This window comes from Paracoccus denitrificans, assembly GCF_900100045.1.
Taxonomy (GTDB): Bacteria; Pseudomonadota; Alphaproteobacteria; order Rhodobacterales; family Rhodobacteraceae; genus Paracoccus; species Paracoccus denitrificans.
Genome location: NZ_FNEA01000016.1, coordinates 83,138 through 100,306 on the forward strand (window position 1 = coordinate 83,138; position 17,169 = coordinate 100,306).

Genomic DNA, 17,169 nt, shown 5'->3' on the forward strand with positions numbered 1-17,169 from the left:
CGGGGCAGATGTTCCCGCGCCGTTTGCTTTGGAGGCCCACCCATGCGCCGTTACCTGTTCCCGCTGATCGTCGGTGTGGTGGGCTGCGCCATCCTGATTTCGCTGGGCATGTGGCAGCTTCAGCGGCTGGACTGGAAAGAAGGGCTGATCGCCCAGATTCAGCAAAGGATCGAGGGCCGGCCCGTGCCCCTGCCGGCGGCGGTGAATCCGTCGATGAAATACATGCCGGTGCTGGTTTCGGGCCAGACCACGGGTCAGGAGATCGACGTGCTGTCGGGCACGCGCGAGGCGGGCGGCGGCTATCAGGTCGTCTCGGGTTTCGTCACCGATGACGGGCGCAGGATCCTGCTGGATCGGGGCTTCGTCGATCAGGACCACAAGCGTGCCCCGCGCCCGCCGGTGCGGCTGGAGGTGGCGGGCAACCTGCACTGGCCCGACGAAAAGGGCAGCGCCACGCCCGAGCCCAACCTGACCGAGAATGTCTGGTTCGCCCGCGACGTGCCCGCCATGGCCGCGCAGCTGGGGACCGAGCCGGTGCTGGTCGTGGCGGCCGAGGTGCGGGGCGATGCGCAGGGGGTGCGGCCGATCCCGGTCGCGGTCGAGGGCATTCCGAACAACCACCTGAGCTATGCCGCGCAATGGTTCATGATCGCTGCGGTTTGGGCAGGGATGACAGTGGCGCTGATCTGGCGTATCAGGCAGCGGCAATTCTAGGGGGACGCGATGCGTTACGTTTCGACACGGGGGCGGGCTCCGGTCCTGGACTTCGAACAGGCGATGATGACCGGGCTGGCGCGGGATGGCGGGCTTTACCTGCCCGAGGCGATCCCGATGTTCTCGGCCGATGAGATCGCCCGCTTCGAGGGCCTGCCCTATGAAGAGGTCGCGCGGCGCGTCATCAGCCCCTTCGTCGGCGAAAGCTTCGACGATGCCGAGTTGCGCGATGCCATCGCCCGGGCCTATCAGGGCTTCGACCATATCGCCCGTGCGCCGCTGGTCCAGCTTGCGCCCGGCCATCACCTGCTGGAGCTGTTCCACGGGCCCACGCTGGCCTTCAAGGACTTCGCCATGCAGCTGATCGGCCAGCTGTTCCAGCTGGCGCTGGCGCGCTCGGGGCAGCGGGTCACGATCCTTGGCGCGACCTCGGGCGATACCGGCTCGGCCGCGATCGAGGCGTTCCGGGGCCTGTCCAATGTCGACGTGTTCATCATGTATCCGCATGGCCGCGTCAGCGAGGTGCAGCGCCGGCAGATGTCCACGCCTGCCGACGCCAACGTCCATGCGCTGGCGGTCGACGGCACCTTCGACGATTGCCAGGCGCGGCTGAAGGATCTGTTCAACGACCACGATTTCCGCGATGCGGTCGGGCTTGCGGGCGTCAATTCGATCAACTGGGCGCGGGTGCTGGCGCAGATCGTCTATTACTTCACCGCCGCCGTCAGCCTTGGCGCGCCGCGGCGCGAGGTGGACTTCACCGTGCCGACCGGCAATTTCGGCGATATCTTCGCCGGCTCCATCGCCAGGACGATGGGCCTGTCCATCGGCAAGCTGATCGTGGCCACCAACCAGAACGACATCCTGCACCGGGCGCTGACCAGCGGCGAATACCGCGTCGGCACCGCCCGTCCCTCGATCAGCCCTTCGATGGACATCCAGGTCAGTTCGAACTTCGAACGCGCGCTGTGGCTGGCCTATGACCATGACGGCAATGCCGTGTCGCGGCTGATGGACGAGCTGAAATCCGGCGGCTTCGCCATCAGCCAGGGCGCGTTGCAGCAGTTGCGCGAGACCTATGTCTCGGGGCGCGCCTCGGAGGCGGAGACGACGGCGATGATCGCCACCATCCGCGAGGAGACGGGCGAGGTGATCTGCCCGCATACCGCCGTCGCCGTGAAGGTGGCGCGCGAGCATATGCGTCCCGGCGTGCCGATGGTCAGCCTGTCGACCGCGCATCCGGCGAAATTCCCCGATGCGGTCGAGGCCGCCATCGGCATTCGCCCGCCTCTGCCGCCGCACATGGCCGACCTGTTCCAGCGCGACGAACGCATCACCCGTATTGCAAATGACGCCGATGCCATTAAATCGCTGATCCTTGAACGGAGAACAGTGTGAGCCAGATCCGCATCAGCACCCTTCCCAACGGCCTGCGTGTCGTCAGCCGCGACATGCCCGGCCTGCATTCCGCCGCCATCGGCATCTGGGTCAATGCCGGCTGCCGCGACGAGCGCGCCGAGCAGAACGGCATCGCCCATTTCCTTGAACACATGGCCTTCAAGGGCACGGCGCGGCGCAGCGCGCTGGAGATCGTCGAGTCGATCGAGAATGTCGGCGGCTATATCAACGCCTATACCTCGCGCGACGTGACCTCCTATTACGCGCGGGTGCTGGCGGGGGATGTGGAGCTGGCGCTGGACGTCATCTCGGACATCGTCATGAATCCGGTCTTCGACCAGCGCGAGATCGAGGTCGAGCGCGGCGTGATCCTGCAAGAGATCGGCCAGGCGCTGGACACGCCCGACGATGTGATCTTCGACTGGCTGCAAGAGGCGGCCTATCCCGACCAGCCCATGGGCCGTACCATCCTGGGGCCGGCCGAGCGGGTCAGCCGCTTCGGCCGCGACGACCTGTCGGGTTTCATCGGCGAACATTACGGCCCCGAGCGCATGATCGTTTCCGCCGCCGGCGCGGTCGAGCACGACCGCATCCTGCGCCAGGTCGAGGCGATCTTCGGCCATCTGCCGGCCCGTGCCCTGACCAAGCGCGAGCCCGCCCGCTGGCAGGGCGCCGAGGCCCGTCGCGTCAAGGGGCTGGAGCAGGCGCATTTCGCGCTGGCCTTCGAGGGGCCGGGCTATCAGGCGCCCGATTTCTATGCCGCGCAGATCTGGACCTCGGCGCTGGGGGGCGGCATGTCCTCGCGCCTGTTCCAGAAGCTGCGCGAGGAAAAGGGCCTGTGCTATTCGATCTTTGCGCAAAGCGGCTTTCATGACGATACCGGCATGGTGACGATCTATGCCGGCACCTCGGGCGAGCAGATCGCCGACCTGGCCACGCTGACCGTGGACGAGTTGAAACGCTCGGCCGAGGACATGACCGAGACCGAGGTGGCCCGCGCGCGGGCGCAGCTCAAGGCCGGGCTGCTGATGGGCCTGGAAAGCCCGACCGGCCAGGCCGAGCGCATGGCGCGCTCGCTCTCGATCTGGGGCCGGGTGCCCGATCCCGCCGAGGTGGCCGAGCGCATCGACGCCGTGACCGTCGCCGCTATCCGCGCCCATGCCGAGCGGCTGATCGCCCATGCCCGTCCGGCGCTGGCGCTTTACGGGCCGGTCGAGGGCGCGCCCTCGCGCGAGGTGCTTGCCGAAAGGCTTGCCGCCTGATGTTCTCCCGCCGCCGTCCGCCGCGCCTGGAAACCGAGCGGATGGTGCTGCGCCTGCCGGCGCATGCGGATTTCGGGCCATGGGTGGCGCTGCGGGTCGAAAGCCGCGCCTTCCTGACCCCGTGGGAGCCGGTCTGGGCGCCCGATCACCTGTCGAAGCGCAGCTTCACCAACCGGGTCTATTGGGCGCAGCGCGCCAGCCGCAACGGCACGGCGCTGCCGTTGTTCCTGATCCGGCGCGACGGCACGCTGCTGGGGGCGATCACGCTGGACAATATCCGCCGCGGCCCGGCGCAATCGGCGACCATCGGCTATTGGATCGGCCAGCCCTTCGCCCGGCAGGGCTACATGCGCGAGGCCATCGGCGCGCTGGTGCAGCATGCGTTCAGCGAGATGGACCTGAGCCGCATCGAGGCCGCCTGCCTGCCCGAGAACACCCCTTCGCGCGGGGTGCTGGAACGCTCGGGCTTCAAGTATGAGGGCGTCGCGCAAAGCTATCTGCAGATCAACGGCCGCTGGCGCAATCATGTGCTTTATTCCAACCTGCGCCACGACCGGCGCGGCAAGACCGAGGTGCGCTGATGCTGAATCCCGCCGACGACGCCCTGGCCGCGCGCCTGCCCGCCGGCGTGCTGCGCGAGGTGACGCCCGCCTATCTGGAGGAGCCGCGCGGCCGCTGGCGGGGCCATGCCGGGCTGGTCGCCGCACCGCGCAATACCGATGAGGTCGCCTCTGTGGTCCGCGCCTGCGCCGAGGCCCGCGTCGCCATCGTGCCGCGCGGCGGCGGCACCGGGCTGGTCGCGGGCCAGGTGATGCCCGACGGTCCGGCGCCGCTGATCCTGTCGCTGGAGCGGATGACCGCGCTGCGCGGCGTCTGGCCCGAAGAGAACGTGCTGGTGGCCGAGGCCGGCATGACCCTGCAAGCCGTGCGCGACGCGGCCGAGGGCGCGGGCCGGCTGTTCCCGCTGTCGCTGGCGAGCCAGGGCACCGCGGCCATCGGTGGCTGCCTTGCGACCAATGCCGGCGGCGTCACCGCGCTGCGCTATGGCACGGCCCGCGCGCTGTGCCTGGGCATCGAGGCGGTGCTGCCCGACGGCTCGGTCGTCCACGACCTGAAGCGGCTGCGCAAGGACAATACCGGCTACGACCTGCGCGACCTGCTGATCGGGGCCGAGGGCACGCTGGGCGTCATCACCGCCGCCAGCCTCAAGCTGGTGGTGCCGCCGCCGAATATCGGCACCGCCATGCTGCAAGTGCCCTCGCCCGAGGCGGCGCTGACGCTTCTTGCGCTGGCCGAGGGGCGCATGGCCGGCGGCGTCACCGCCTTCGAGCTGATCGGCGGGCAGGGACTGGCCTTTCTGGCCGAGGTGCTGCCCGAGATCCGCCAGCCCCTGCCCGGCGTGGAATGGTCGGTGCTGGTCGAGGTTGGCCTGCCCGAAGGGATGGCCCCCGAGGCGGCGCTGGAGGGGCTGCTCATGGATGCCATGGAGCGCGGCCTTGTCACCGATGGGGTGATCGCGCAATCGGGGGCGCAGGCGGCGGGCTTCTGGCACCTGCGCGAACATATCCCCGAGGCGAACCGCCGCATCGGCGCCGTCGCCAGCCATGACATCAGCCTGCCGCTGTCGGAAATCGCCGGCTTCATCCGCGATGCCGGCGCGGCGTTGTCGGGCGAGGGGGTGCGGATCAACTGCTTCGGCCATCTGGGCGACGGCAACCTGCATTACAACCTGTTCCCGGCGCCGGGACGCCATCGCGCGGATTATGACGACCGGCGCAAGGCGCTGTCGGAACGGGTGCATGGCATGGTGGTCGCGCGCGGCGGCTCGTTCTCGGCCGAGCATGGCGTGGGGCGGCTGAAGACCGGCGATCTGGCCCGCTGGGGCGATCCGGTGCGGCTGGCGGCGATGCGAGCGATCAAGGCGGCGCTCGATCCGCTGGGCATCATGAATCCGGGCGCGGTGCTTTCAGCAGCGGGCTGAGCCCCATCCGCAGGTGGTCCAGATAGGCCGTCAGCCGTGGCGGCAGGAAGGGTCGCGGCAGATACAGTGCCTGGATGTCCAGTTGCGGGCGGACGAAACCGGGCAGCAGTCGTTCCAGCCGGCCCTCGGCCACGTCGCGGGCGACGACGAAGCTGGGGATCAGCGCGACGCCCTCGCCCTCCAGCACCAACCGCCGCACGGCTTGGGCGCTGTTGACCGTGATGCGGCCGGGCAAGGGGACGCTGACCGCCTTGCCCTCGATCAGAAAGACGGCCCGGCCCGGATTCTGGGCATTGCTGTCGCGGATGTTCACATGGTCGCGCAGATCCTCGGGCCGGTTCGGGCGTGGATGCGCGGCCAGATAGGCGGGGCTGGCCACCACCCAGGTCTCGGTCTGGCCGATGCGGCGGGCGATCAGGCTGGAATCGGGAAGCTGGCCGATGCGCAGCGCCAGGTCGAAGCCCTCGGCCGCCAGGTCGACATAGCGATCCGACAGGTTCAGGTCGATATCGATGCCCGGATGCACACGGGCAAAATCGCGGGTCAGGGTGGTCGCGAACATCTCGCCAAAGGCGACGGGTGCGGTGATGCGCAGCCGGCCCGTCAGCGCACCCTCCTCGGCATGGGCCTGCGCATCCAGTTCCTCGACCGCCGCCAGCACGCGGCGGGCGGCGGTCAGGTAGCGCTCGCCCGCCGGGGTCAGCGACAGCGCGCGGGTGGTGCGGTTAAGCAGCGTGACGCCCTGCTGCCCCTCCAGCGCCGCGACATATTTGCTGACCAGCTTGTTCGAGATCCCCAGCCGCTCGCCCGCGCGGGTGAACGATCCTGCATCGACCACGGCGACAAAGGCGCGGATGCCGTCGATCCTGTCCATCTGCATCCCCAAAGTGGCGACAATGTTTCCACGAATATGGCAATTTTCGCGACAATGGCCAAGGGCTATCTGATGCGCAACGAACAGTTGCAAGGAAACACACCATGACCGACCTGAGCCAAAGCGCCCCGACCCTGGCACCGACCCCGACCCTGGCCGAGCGCAATGCCGACATCGCCGCCTTCATCCTGCGGGTCTCGACCGGCGCCTGGTTCCTCGTCCACGGGCTGATCAAGCTCGTGGTCTTCACTCCCGCGGGCACGGCGGGCTATTTCCAGTCCATCGGCCTGCCCGGCGCCTTGGGCTACCTGACCATCCTGGCCGAGATCCTGGGCGGCCTGGCGCTGATCGCCGGGCTTTTTACCCGCCAGGTCGCGCTGGCGATGGTTGCCGTGCTGCTGGGCGCCGCCTGGTTCGGGCATGGCGGTGCGGGCTTCACCTTCAGCAATCCGGGCGGCGGCTGGGAATACCCCGTGCTCTGGGCCATCACCATGGTTGCGCTGGCGCTTCTGGGCGACGGGGCCTGGTCGCTGGGCAAGCGCCGCTGACAAGCTGTCGGTAACGAGTGGGAAACGATGTTGCGCAAGTCGGCCTTCGGGCCGGCTTTTCCTTGCGCGCATGGCTGGGTTGATTTGTCAGTTCCCGGCTTTGCGCCTAATCATCCCGCCAAGATCAGGGAGGCCGCCATGACCGAGAATTACCTTCACCGCATCCGCCACAAGGCTCTGCGCGAGCGCGTGGTCGGTGCCGATCAGGCCGCAAGCCTGATCCGCGACGGCATGGTGCTGGGCATGAGCGGCTTTACCCGCGCCGGCGAGGCCAAGGCCGTGCCCATGGCGCTCGCCGAGCGCGCCAAGGCCGCGCCGCTGAAGGTCACGCTGATGACCGGGGCGTCGCTGGGCAACGATCTGGACAAGACGCTGGCCGAGGCCAAGGTGCTGTCGCGCCGCATCCCCTTCATGTCCGACCCGGCGCTGCGTCGGGCGATCAACGCGGGCGAGGTGATGTATATCGACCAGCACCTGTCCGAGACGGTCGAGCAGTTGCGCACCTGCCAGTTGCCGCCGGTGGACATTGCCATCATCGAGGCGGTGGCGATCACCGAGACCGGGGGCATCGTCCCCACCACCTCGGTCGGCAATTCCGCCAGCTTCGCGCTTCTGGCCGAGAAGGTGATCGTCGAGATCAACCTGAGCCAGCCAGAGGCGCTGGAGGGGCTGCACGACATCTATATCCCGACCTACCGTCCGACCCGCACGCCGATCCCGGTGGTGACGCCGGAAAGCCGCGTCGGCTTTCCCTTCATCCCGGTGCCGCCCGAGCGCATCGCGGCCATCGTGATCTCGACCAAGCTCGACTCGTCCTCGACCATCCACGACCCGGATGCCGAGACCCGCGCCATCGCCGGCCACCTGACCGAATTCCTGAAGCACGAGGTCGCGCAGTCCCGCCTGCCCAGCCACCTGCACCCGCTGCAGGCCGGCATCGGCACCATTGCGAACGCGGTGCTGCACGGCTTTGTCGACAGCCCGTTCCACGACCTGACCATGTATAGCGAGGTCTTGCAGGATTCGACCTTCGACCTGATGGATGCGGGCAAGATGGTCTTTGCCTCGGGCTCCTCGATCACGCTTTCGGCGCCGAAATACCGCGACGTGATGGCGCGCTTTGCCGAGTTCAAGCCCAAGCTGGTGCTGCGCCCGCAAGAGATTTCCAACCACCCCGAGGTGGTGCGGCGGCTGGGGCTGATCTGCATCAACACGGCGCTGGAATTCGACCTTTACGGCAACGTGAACTCGACCCATGTCATGGGCACGCAGATGATGAACGGCATCGGCGGCTCGGGCGATTTCGCGCGCAACGCCTATCTGTCGGTCTTCGTCACCAAGTCCATGGCCAAGGACGGGCGGATTTCCTCGGTGGTGCCGATGGTCAGCCATGTCGATCATACCGAGCACGACGTGGACATCCTGGTCACCGAGCAGGGGCTGGCGGACCTGCGCGGCCTGTCCCCGCGCGAGCGGGCGCAGGTGGTCTTGCGAAACTGCGTGGCGCCGGAATGGCGCGACGCGCTGGAGGACTACCATGGCCGGGCGCTGGCACGGGGCGGGCATACGCCGCACCTGATCGAGGAGGCGCTGAGCTGGCACGACCGCCTGCGCCGCGGCGGCAGCATGAAGCCGGAATGAGAAAACGCCCCACTTCGTCGGCGGGGCGTTTCCTGCGTGACCCGGGGGTGGGGGCTCTGCCCCCGTCGCGTGCCGCGACTCCCCCGGGGTATTTGGAAAACGGAAAGGATCACCAGGCCGGGATGACGGCGCCCTGGTATTTTTCCTCGATGAACTGCTTCACCGCCGGGTCGTGATAGGCCTCGACCAGTTGCTTGGCCCAGGCCGCGTCCTCGTCGCCATTGCGCACCACGATGATGTTGGCATAGGGGCTGTCGGGTTTTTCCATGGCGATGGCGTCCTCGTTCGGGTTGAGGCCGGCATCCAGCGCATAGTTGGTGTTGATGATGGCGATGTCGGCATCGGCCAGCGCGCGGGGCAGTTGCGCGGCGTCGAGTTCCAGGAACCTGAAGTTCTTGGGGTTCCCGGTCACGTCGAGCGGCGAAGGGGTGAGGCCGGTGTTCTCGGCCAGCGTGATCGCGCCCTTGTCCTGCAGGAGCAGCAGTGCGCGGCCGCCATTGGTCGGGTCGTTCGGGATCGCGACCTTGGCACCATCGGGCAGTTCGTCCAGCGATTTCAGCTTGTCCGAATAGACGCCCATCGGCGTGGTGATGGTCCTGGCGATGGCGACCAGGTCGAAGCCGCGGTCCTTGATCTGGTTGTCCAGATAGGGCTGGTGCTGGAAGCTGTTGGCTTGCAGGTCGCCATCGGCCAGCGCCTGGTTCGGCACCACGTAATCGGTGAACTCGACGATGTCGATGGTCAGGCCCTTGTCCTTGGCGACCTTGGCGACCTCTTCCATGATCTCGCCATGTTCCCCCGGCGAGACGCCGACCTTGATTTCCTCGGCCGAGACCATGGTGGCGGCCATGGTGGCAGAGATGGCGAGTGCCGAGGTCAGGGCGGCAAGGCTGAATGTGCGCATGATTGGTCCTTTCTGCTTATCGGCCCCGGTTGCGGGGCGCGCGCTTGTCGAAACGGGCAGCGATCCATTCGCCGGCCGACTGCACCAGTTGCACCAGCACGATCAGGATCACGACCACGGCCAGCATCACCTCGGGCATGAAGCGCTGGTAGCCGTAGCGGATGCCGAGATCGCCCAGCCCCTCGCCGCCGACCGCGCCGACCATGGCGGAATAGCCGATCAGGCTGACCACGGCGAGCGTCAGGCCCAGGATGATGCCGGGCATCGCCTCGGGGATCAGCACCTTGCGGACGATCTGGCCGGGGGTGGCGCCCATGGCGCGGGCGGCCTCGATCAGGCCGGCATCGACTTCGCGGATGGCGGTCTCGATGAGGCGGGCGATGAAGGGCGCCGCGGCGATGGTCAGCGGCACGATGGCGGCGGTGGTGCCGATCGAGGTGCCGGCGATCAGCCGCGTGAACGGGATGATCGCCACCACCAGGATGATGAAGGGCGTCGAGCGCGCCGCATTCACCACCAGGCCGAGGGTGGTGTTCAGCCAGGGCGCCGAGAGCAGTTCGCCCCGGCGCGAGGTGGCCAGGAATACGCCCAGCGGCCCGCCGATCAGCGTGCCGATCAGGGTGGACATGGCGACCATGTAGAGCGTTTGCAGCGTCGCCTGCCACAGGATCGGGATCAGGTTAGCCGACATAGCCAAGCACCTCGGTCAGAAGCCCGTGTTCTTCCAGGAAGCGGCGCGATTCCTCCAGCCGCGCGGCAGGCAGGGCGACGATCAGGCTGCCGAAGGGCTTGGTCCCGATCTCTTCGATGGCGCCGGCCAGGATGTTGATGCTGATGCCGCGCTCGGCCGTCAGCCGCGCCAGCATCGGGTCGGTGGCATGGCTGCCGATGAAGGTGATCTGCGTGACCGCCTGTGCCTCGGGACCCTGCGGCGTGTCCTGCATCTGGCCGGCGACGAATTGCGGCACGGCGACGCCGGTGACGCCGGTCAGGAACGAGCGCGTGGTGGGATGGGCGGGTTTCGAGAATACTTCGTAGGTTTCGCCGGTCTCGACGATGCGGCCGCCCTCGATCACCGCCACATGGCTGCAGATGTCGCGCACCACCGCCATTTCATGGGTGATGAGCAGGATGGTCAGGCCCAGTTCGCGGTTGATGCGCTGCAAGAGTTCCAGCACCTGCCGCGTGGTGTCGGGGTCGAGCGCCGAGGTCGCCTCGTCCGACAAGAGTACGCGCGGCCCGGTGGCAAGCGCGCGGGCGATGCCGACGCGCTGTTTCTGGCCGCCGGAAAGCTCGGCCGGATAGCGGCCGGCTTGCGCGGTCAGGCCGACGCGCTCGATCAGTTCCGCGATGCGGGGGGCGATCCTGGCGCGGTCCTCGCCGGCGATCTCCAGCGGCAGGGCGATGTTCTCGGCAACGGTGCGGCTGGCCAGCAGGTTGAAATGCTGGAAGATCATGCCGACCTCGCGCCGGATGCGGCGCAGGCTGGCATCCGAGGCGGCACCCACGTCACGCTCGTTCACGATCACCTTGCCAGCGCTGGGACGTTCCAGCCCGTTCACCATGCGCAGAAGCGTCGACTTGCCGGCGCCGGAACGGCCGATGATGCCGGTGATCGCGCCCTGCGGCACGTCCAGCCAGATGTCGTGCAGCGCCACGACATCGCTGTCGCCCTTTTGCGGATAACGGCGCGTCACGCCCTGAAATGAGATTGCCGGCCCTGTCATCGCCCTTGCCTTGAATGTCAGGCGAGACCTATGCCCGCCGGGCCGGGCTTTGCAAGGGGCTGGCACCCCGCAAAAGGGCAATGCCATTCCAAACCGGGCCGGCCGGATGGAATGGCGTTCTTTTCGGGGGCGTTACGCTGCGGAAAGCGCGGCGATGATCGGGCCGAAATCCTCGGCCTTGAGGCTGGCGCCGCCGACCAGCGCGCCGTTCACATGCGGGATGGCAAATATCTCGGCCGCGTTGCCCGGCTTGACCGAACCGCCGTAGAGCAGGGCGAAGTCGGCGCCGTCGCCCAGACGGGCCGACAGGCGCTCGCGCATCAGGGCATGCACCTCGGCGATCTGGTCGGAGGTGGGCGTGCGGCCGGTGCCGATGGCCCAGACCGGCTCATAGGCGATCACCGTGTTCGCGGCCGTCGCGCCATCCGGGACCGAGCCGGCAAGCTGGGCCGAGATCACGTCGAGCGTCTGGCCGGCGTCCCGCTGCACCTCGGTCTCGCCGACGCAGATCACCGCGACAAGCCCAGCCTCATGCGCGGCGGCCGCCTTGGCGCGCACCTGTTCGTCGGTCTCGGCATGGTCGGTGCGACGCTCGGAATGGCCGAGGATGACGTGGCTCGAGCCCGCATCGCGAAGCTGGGCGGCGGCGATGTCGCCGGTATGGGCGCCCGAGGTCTTGGCGTGGCAATCCTGGCCGCCGACAGCGATCCTGCCCTGGCTGCGGGCGGCCATGGGGTGGATCAGCGTGGCGGGCGGGCAGATCAGCACCTCGCAGCCGGGTGCCGGGTGATCGGCCAGCAGCCGGTCGATCTCGGCCAGTGCGGCCAGGGTTCCGTTCATCTTCCAGTTGCCGGCGGCGAGCTTGCGCGGGGCCATCTGCCTCTCCCTCTGTCTTGGTCTGACAGGGATTAGGCCGGGGGGTCCCCGCGATCAAGACGGCTGGCGCGATGTGGGCGCTAACTTGCGGCAAAAAGGCTCAGGCTTTCGCGCGCGAGCCTTCCAGCGGGGCGAAGTTGACCGATTCGCCGCAGCCGCAGCTGTCGGTGACATTCGGGTTGCGGAACTTGAAGCCGGATTCCAAGAGGCCGGATTCATAGTCGATCTCGGTCCCGAACAGGAACATCTGCGCGGTAGGGGCGATCAGCACCCGCGCCTCGCCCTGTTCGACCACCTCGTCGCCCGGGGCGGGGGTTTCGGCTAGTTCCATGGTGTATTCCATGCCGGCGCAGCCGCCCTTCTTCAGGCCGATGCGCAGCCCGCTGGCGGATTTCTGGGCCATGAGCCTGGCGATCTGCCGCTCGGCCGCCTGGGTGATGGTCACGGGGGATTTGCCGGGGATCGAAAACATCTCGGGCCTTTTTATGTTCGCTGTCTCTCATTTAGGGGCATCGAAGCTGCCGCTCAAGGGCCAGGGGCGCTTGACTCGGGTGCCGATGCGGCTATAAGCGCCGCTTCATTGGTGTTGGTGGACCCCGCAAGGGGAACCCTGTCAGGCATCTTGCCAGAGGACAACGCCCTTCGACAACGTAAAAGAAGGAGATCAGCGATGACCAAACGCACCGCTGCCAAGTACAAGATCGACCGCCGCATGGGCGAAAACATCTGGGGCCGCGCCAAGTCGCCGCTCAACCGCCGCGAATACGGCCCCGGCCAGCACGGCCAGCGCCGCAAGGGCAAGCTGTCGGATTTCGGCACCCAGCTGCGCGCCAAGCAGAAGCTGAAAGGCTATTACGGCGACCTGACCGAGAAGCAGTTCCGTCGCATCTATGCCGAGGCCGAGCGCGTCAAGGGCGACACCGGCGAGAACCTGATCGGCCTCCTGGAGCGCCGCCTGGACGCCGTGATCTATCGCGCCAAGTTCGTGCCGACCATCTTCGCCGCCCGCCAGTTCGTGAACCACGGCCATGTCGAGGTGAACGGCAAGCGCGTGAACATCGCCTCGTATCGCGTCAAGGAAGGCGACGTGGTCTCGATCCGCGAGCGGTCGCGCCAACTGGCCATCGTGCTGGAATCGGTGGGCCTGGCCGAGCGTGACGTGCCGGACTACCTGGAAGTGGACCACAACAAGATGACCGCGACCTTCGTGCGCACTCCGGCCCTGGGCGACGTGCCCTATGCCGTGCAGATGGAGCCGAACCTGGTCGTCGAATTCTACGCGAAGAACTGATCCTTTCGGGATCGCAGGTTTCAGGGCCGTCCCTTCTGGGGCGGCCTTTTCGCTTGTGGGGCCGTTGCGGTGAGTATTTGGGGAACGAAGAAGCCGGGTGCCGTTCACAATCCGGCAAGCGCGGGGCGAGCGGCTTGCATGGTGGCGGCATATTCGGGAAAACCGGCGCGCAGGAAGCACATGGGGGAGGCGATGCGGGCACTGGTTGCCGCTTTGATCGGGATGATGGGATTCTCGCTGCCCGTGGCGGCGCAGGAGAAGCCGGCGAAGGACGAGCGGCTCTGGACTTGCGAGACCTCGATCGCGGGTGAGAAGACCGAGATCAACTATGTCCGCGATGCCGAGTTTCGCCAGAATGTCGGGCGGATGGAAAAGAACTTCTCTGGCTGGGGGCGGATCACCTGTCCGGGCTATGTCACCCTGCGCGAAATCCTGCGGCGCAACGAGATGAGCGACGACGGCAGCTATTGCCTGCTCTGGGACAAGCAGAACGACACCTATATCGGCGCGCAGAAGGGCGCGCGCAAAGGTAATGCGCTGTGCCGCAAGACCCTGTGCGAGCGGGTGAACTCGGCGCGGCAGGCGACCTTCCGCAACGCCAATGCGCTGGCGCTGGCCGGCTATGACGCGGTGACGCAGCGGCCCGGCGCCACGATCCTGGCCGCGACCTCGGGGCAGATGGTGGGCACGCTGGAGGCGGCAGGGGCGGCGGCCATGGGCGTGGCGGCCTCGCCGGTGGCGGTCGGCTCGCTGGTGATCGGCTCGGCCGCCGTGGGCGGAACCATGTGGTATTGCGCCGAGGAATAGGCGGCCTCGCGCGGCCTGCGCTTTCACCGTTTTCCGAACATCCTTCCGGCGGCCCGGCAAGGCTCCCGCCGGCTTCTTCGTTCCTCAAATACTCACTGCAACGGTCCCACAAGCGAAAAGGCCGCCCCCGAAGGGACGGCCTGCTAAACTCGCCCTGTGATGCGGATCAGGCCCTGGCCAGGTTGCGCAGCACGTAATGCAGCACGCCGCCGTTCTCGAGATATTCGATCTCGACCTCGGTATCGACGCGGGCCTTGAGCTGGATCACCTTTTCGCTGCCATCGGCATAGCGGATGGTGCAGGGCACCAGCGACAGCGGCTTGAACTCGCCCGCCAGCCCGTCGATCGAGATCACCTCGTCGCCCTTGAGGTTCAGCGTCTTGCGGTTCTCGCCGCCGGTGAATTCGAAGGGGATCACGCCCATGCCGACCAGGTTCGAGCGGTGGATACGCTCGAAGCTTTCGGCGATGACCGCCTTGACGCCCAGCAGGTTGGTGCCCTTGGCTGCCCAGTCGCGCGACGAGCCGGCGCCGTATTCAACGCCGCCGAAGATGACCAGCGGCGTGCCCTGAGCCTGATAGGCCATCGAGGCGTCGAAGATCGAGGTCTGCTGCCCGTCCGGGCCCAGGGTATAGCCGCCCTCGACCCCGTCCAGCATCTCGTTCTTGATGCGGATGTTGGCGAAGGTGCCGCGCATCATCACTTCGTGGTTGCCGCGGCGCGAGCCGTAGCTGTTGAAGTCCTTGGGCGCGACCTGGCGCTCGGTCAGGTATTTGCCGGCCGGGGTGGTCGGCTTGAACGAACCGGCGGGCGAGATGTGGTCGGTGGTGATCATGTCGCCCAGGATCGCCAGGATGCGGGCGCCGTCGATGTTGTCGATCCGGCCCGGTTCCTTGGACATGCCGCGGAAATAGGGCGGGTTCTGGATATAGGTCGAGGTCGGAGGCCAGTCATAGGTCTCGCTGTCGGTGACCTCGACCGCCTGCCAGCGTTCGTCGCCCTTGAACACGTCGGCGTATTTCTTCTGGAACGCCTCGCGGGTGACGGTGGCCTCGACCAGTTCGGCGACCTCCTGCGAGGTTGGCCAGATGTCCTTGAGGTAGACGTCCTTGCCTTCGGGCGTCTGGCCGATCGGGTCCCGGGTCAGGTTGATGTTCACGTCGCCCGCGATGGCATAGGCCACGACCAGCGGCGGCGAGGCCAGGTAGTTCGCCCGCACGTCGGGCGAGATGCGGCCCTCGAAGTTGCGGTTGCCCGACAGCACGGCGGTGGCGACCAGGTCGTTGTCGTTGATCGCCTTGGAGATTGCCGCATCGCCCAGGGGGCCCGAGTTGCCGATGCAGGTCGTGCAGCCATAGCCGACCAGGTTGAAGCCGATGGCGTCCAGATCCTCCTGCAGACCTGCGGCCTCCAGGTATTCGCCCACGACCTGCGAGCCGGGCGCCAGCGAGGTCTTGACCCAGGGCTTGCGGGTCAGGCCGAGCGCGCGCGCCTTGCGGGCCACCAGGCCGGCGCCGATCATCACATAGGGGTTCGAGGTGTTGGTGCAGGAGGTGATCGCCGCGATCACCACCGAACCGTCGCGGATGGCATAGTCCTTGCCCTCGACCGCCACGGTCTTGCGCACGTCGGTGCCCGAGGTGGCGACCACGCCGCCGCCTTCCTCGACCATCTCCTCGGCCGCGGCCGACATGTCCACGCCGCGATATTCGGCCACGGTCTTGTAGAAGGCGCGGGCGGCCAGGTTCAGCGGCGTATAGTCCTGCGGACGTTTGGGACCCGAGATCGCCGGGACGATGTCGCTCATGTCCAGGTGCAGCGTGTCGGTATAGACCGGCGCGTAATCCGCGCCACGCCAGAAGCCGTTCTGCTTGGCATAGGCCTCGACCAGCGCGATGCGGTCCTCGTCGCGGCCGGTATTGCGCAGATAGCGCAGCGTCTCGTTGTCGATGGGGAAGAAGCCGCAGGTCGCGCCGTATTCGGGCGCCATGTTGGCGATGGTGGCGCGGTCCGCCAGCGGCAGGTGGTCGAGCCCGTCGCCGTAGAATTCGACGAACTTGCCGACGACGCCCTTTTTGCGCAGCATGGCCACGACCTTCAGCACCAGGTCGGTCGCCGTGGTGCCTTCCATCATCCTGCCGGTCAGCTTGAAGCCGACGACCTCGGGGATCAGCATCGAGACCGGCTGGCCCAGCATCGCCGCCTCGGCCTCGATCCCGCCGACGCCCCAGCCCAGAACGGCCAGGCCGTTGACCATGGTGGTGTGGCTGTCGGTGCCGACCAGCGTGTCGGGATAGGCGACGGTCTCGTCCTTCTGGTCGGTATCGGTCCAGACGGTCTGGGCCAGGTATTCCAGGTTCACCTGGTGGCAGATGCCGGTGCCGGGCGGCACCACGCGGAAGTTGTTGAACGCGTTCTGCCCCCATTTCAGGAAGGTGTAGCGCTCCATGTTGCGTTCATATTCCAGCTCGACATTGCGCTGGAAGGCGCGGGGATTGCCGAAATCGTCGATCATCACCGAATGGTCGATGACCAGGTCGACCGGGTTCAGCGGGTTGATCTTTTGCGCATCGCCGCCAAGCGCCTTGATGCCGTCGCGCATCGCGGCGAGGTCGACCACGGCAGGAACGCCGGTGAAGTCCTGCATCAGCACGCGGGCCGGGCGATAGGCGATCTCGCGCGGGTTCTGGCCGCCTTGCCGCGCCCATTCGGCGAAAGCCTTGATGTCGTCCACGCTGACCGTGCGGCCGCCGTCCTCGAAGCGCAGCAGGTTCTCCAGCACGACCTTGAGCGAGGCCGGCAGCTTCGAGAAATCGCCCAGGCCGGCCTGGGTCGCGGCATCGATGGAATAATAGGCATAGCTCTGCGAGCCCACCTGAAGCTGGCGGCGCGTCTTTGCGGTATCTGTTCCGGTTTCGATGGGCATGGACTCGGCTCCCTATCCTTGAAGAGGTGGCTGAATGGCGGTGCTGCCTTGTCATTTGCCCCTTTTCGGCATGGGGATCAAGGGGCGGGGCAAGATTTGTATACAATGGTATTCCAAATTTTTGCCGCGGTTGCAAGGGTTGCAAGATGTGGGTTTTGCATCACGGTCACGCGGCGGGAACGGCGCACTAACAAAGCATTGATTTGTCGTTCCCCTGCCG

At 67.1% G+C, this 17,169-nt stretch carries 16 protein-coding genes; 9 read left to right on the plus strand and 7 right to left on the minus strand.

What is annotated here, in order from left to right; translation table 11 throughout:
• Positions 1–42: 42 nt before the first annotated feature.
• Genes BLT64_RS15270 through BLT64_RS15290 form a run of 5 tightly spaced genes read left to right on the plus strand, consistent with a single transcriptional unit; the run spans position 43 to position 5,355 of the window.
• Positions 43–714, plus strand: a complete 672-nt coding sequence (locus BLT64_RS15270) for an SURF1 family protein (protein WP_011750542.1) — start codon at positions 43–45, stop codon at positions 712–714.
• Positions 715–723: 9 nt separating this feature from the next.
• Complete coding sequence (thrC, locus tag BLT64_RS15275) at positions 724–2,112, plus strand: threonine synthase (RefSeq protein WP_011750541.1); 1,389 nt, start codon at positions 724–726, stop codon at positions 2,110–2,112.
• The gene (locus BLT64_RS15280) at positions 2,109–3,374 is read left to right on the plus strand and encodes a M16 family metallopeptidase (RefSeq protein WP_011750540.1); all 1,266 of its coding nucleotides are present in this window, start codon (positions 2,109–2,111) and stop codon (positions 3,372–3,374) included. The genes thrC and BLT64_RS15280 overlap by 4 nt, the downstream gene beginning before the upstream one ends.
• A complete protein-coding gene (locus BLT64_RS15285; RefSeq protein ID WP_011750539.1) occupies positions 3,374–3,955 on the plus strand; it encodes a GNAT family N-acetyltransferase in 582 nt (193 codons plus the stop codon). Before BLT64_RS15280 ends, BLT64_RS15285 begins: the two co-directional genes overlap by 1 nt.
• Positions 3,955–5,355 (plus strand): FAD-binding oxidoreductase, encoded by a 1,401-nt coding sequence (locus tag BLT64_RS15290; RefSeq protein ID WP_011750538.1) that lies wholly within the window; start codon positions 3,955–3,957, stop codon positions 5,353–5,355. The genes BLT64_RS15285 and BLT64_RS15290 overlap by 1 nt, the downstream gene beginning before the upstream one ends.
• On the opposite strand, the gene BLT64_RS15295 is transcribed toward BLT64_RS15290, so the two are convergent.
• Entirely contained in the window at positions 5,318–6,229 is a 912-nt protein-coding gene (locus tag BLT64_RS15295) for a LysR family transcriptional regulator (RefSeq protein ID WP_011750537.1), read from the minus strand. The two genes, BLT64_RS15290 and BLT64_RS15295, sit on opposite strands and share 38 nt — an antisense overlap.
• A gap of 104 nt (positions 6,230–6,333) precedes the next feature.
• On the opposite strand from BLT64_RS15295, the gene BLT64_RS15300 reads away from it, so the two are divergent.
• Both BLT64_RS15300 and scpC read left to right on the plus strand, forming a co-directional pair.
• Complete coding sequence (locus tag BLT64_RS15300; protein ID WP_011750536.1) at positions 6,334–6,777, plus strand: DoxX family protein; 444 nt, start codon at positions 6,334–6,336, stop codon at positions 6,775–6,777.
• Positions 6,778–6,915: 138 nt separating this feature from the next.
• A complete protein-coding gene (scpC, locus tag BLT64_RS15305; protein WP_011750535.1) occupies positions 6,916–8,418 on the plus strand; it encodes a succinyl-CoA:acetate CoA-transferase ScpC in 1,503 nt (500 codons plus the stop codon).
• Between the two features lie 109 nt (positions 8,419–8,527).
• Here the strand turns inward: scpC and BLT64_RS15310 are convergent, their stop codons facing one another.
• From BLT64_RS15310 to BLT64_RS15330, 5 genes are all read right to left on the minus strand, one after another.
• Complete coding sequence (locus tag BLT64_RS15310; RefSeq protein WP_011750534.1) at positions 8,528–9,322, minus strand: MetQ/NlpA family ABC transporter substrate-binding protein; 795 nt, start codon at positions 9,320–9,322, stop codon at positions 8,528–8,530.
• A gap of 16 nt (positions 9,323–9,338) precedes the next feature.
• A complete protein-coding gene (locus BLT64_RS15315) occupies positions 9,339–10,013 on the minus strand; it encodes a methionine ABC transporter permease (protein WP_011750533.1) in 675 nt (224 codons plus the stop codon).
• Positions 10,003–11,049, minus strand: a complete 1,047-nt coding sequence (locus tag BLT64_RS15320; RefSeq protein ID WP_041530464.1) for a methionine ABC transporter ATP-binding protein — start codon at positions 11,047–11,049, stop codon at positions 10,003–10,005. The genes BLT64_RS15315 and BLT64_RS15320 overlap by 11 nt, the downstream gene beginning before the upstream one ends.
• 132 nt (positions 11,050–11,181) lie before the next feature.
• Entirely contained in the window at positions 11,182–11,925 is a 744-nt protein-coding gene (gene tpiA, locus BLT64_RS15325; protein ID WP_011750531.1) for a triose-phosphate isomerase, read from the minus strand.
• 100 nt (positions 11,926–12,025) lie between these two features.
• Complete coding sequence (locus BLT64_RS15330) at positions 12,026–12,397, minus strand: HesB/IscA family protein (RefSeq protein ID WP_011750530.1); 372 nt, start codon at positions 12,395–12,397, stop codon at positions 12,026–12,028.
• Between the two features lie 198 nt (positions 12,398–12,595).
• Between BLT64_RS15330 and rpsD the strand changes: the two genes are divergently transcribed.
• Together rpsD and BLT64_RS15340 are read left to right on the plus strand one after the other, a co-directional pair.
• The gene (gene rpsD / locus BLT64_RS15335) at positions 12,596–13,216 is read left to right on the plus strand and encodes a 30S ribosomal protein S4 (protein ID WP_011750529.1); all 621 of its coding nucleotides are present in this window, start codon (positions 12,596–12,598) and stop codon (positions 13,214–13,216) included.
• A 192-nt stretch (positions 13,217–13,408) separates the two neighbouring features.
• Positions 13,409–14,023 (plus strand): hypothetical protein, encoded by a 615-nt coding sequence (locus tag BLT64_RS15340; RefSeq protein WP_041530668.1) that lies wholly within the window; start codon positions 13,409–13,411, stop codon positions 14,021–14,023.
• A 166-nt stretch (positions 14,024–14,189) separates the two neighbouring features.
• On the opposite strand, the gene acnA is transcribed toward BLT64_RS15340, so the two are convergent.
• Complete coding sequence (gene acnA, locus BLT64_RS15345; RefSeq protein ID WP_011750527.1) at positions 14,190–16,949, minus strand: aconitate hydratase AcnA; 2,760 nt, start codon at positions 16,947–16,949, stop codon at positions 14,190–14,192.
• Positions 16,950–17,169: the final 220 nt, after the last annotated feature.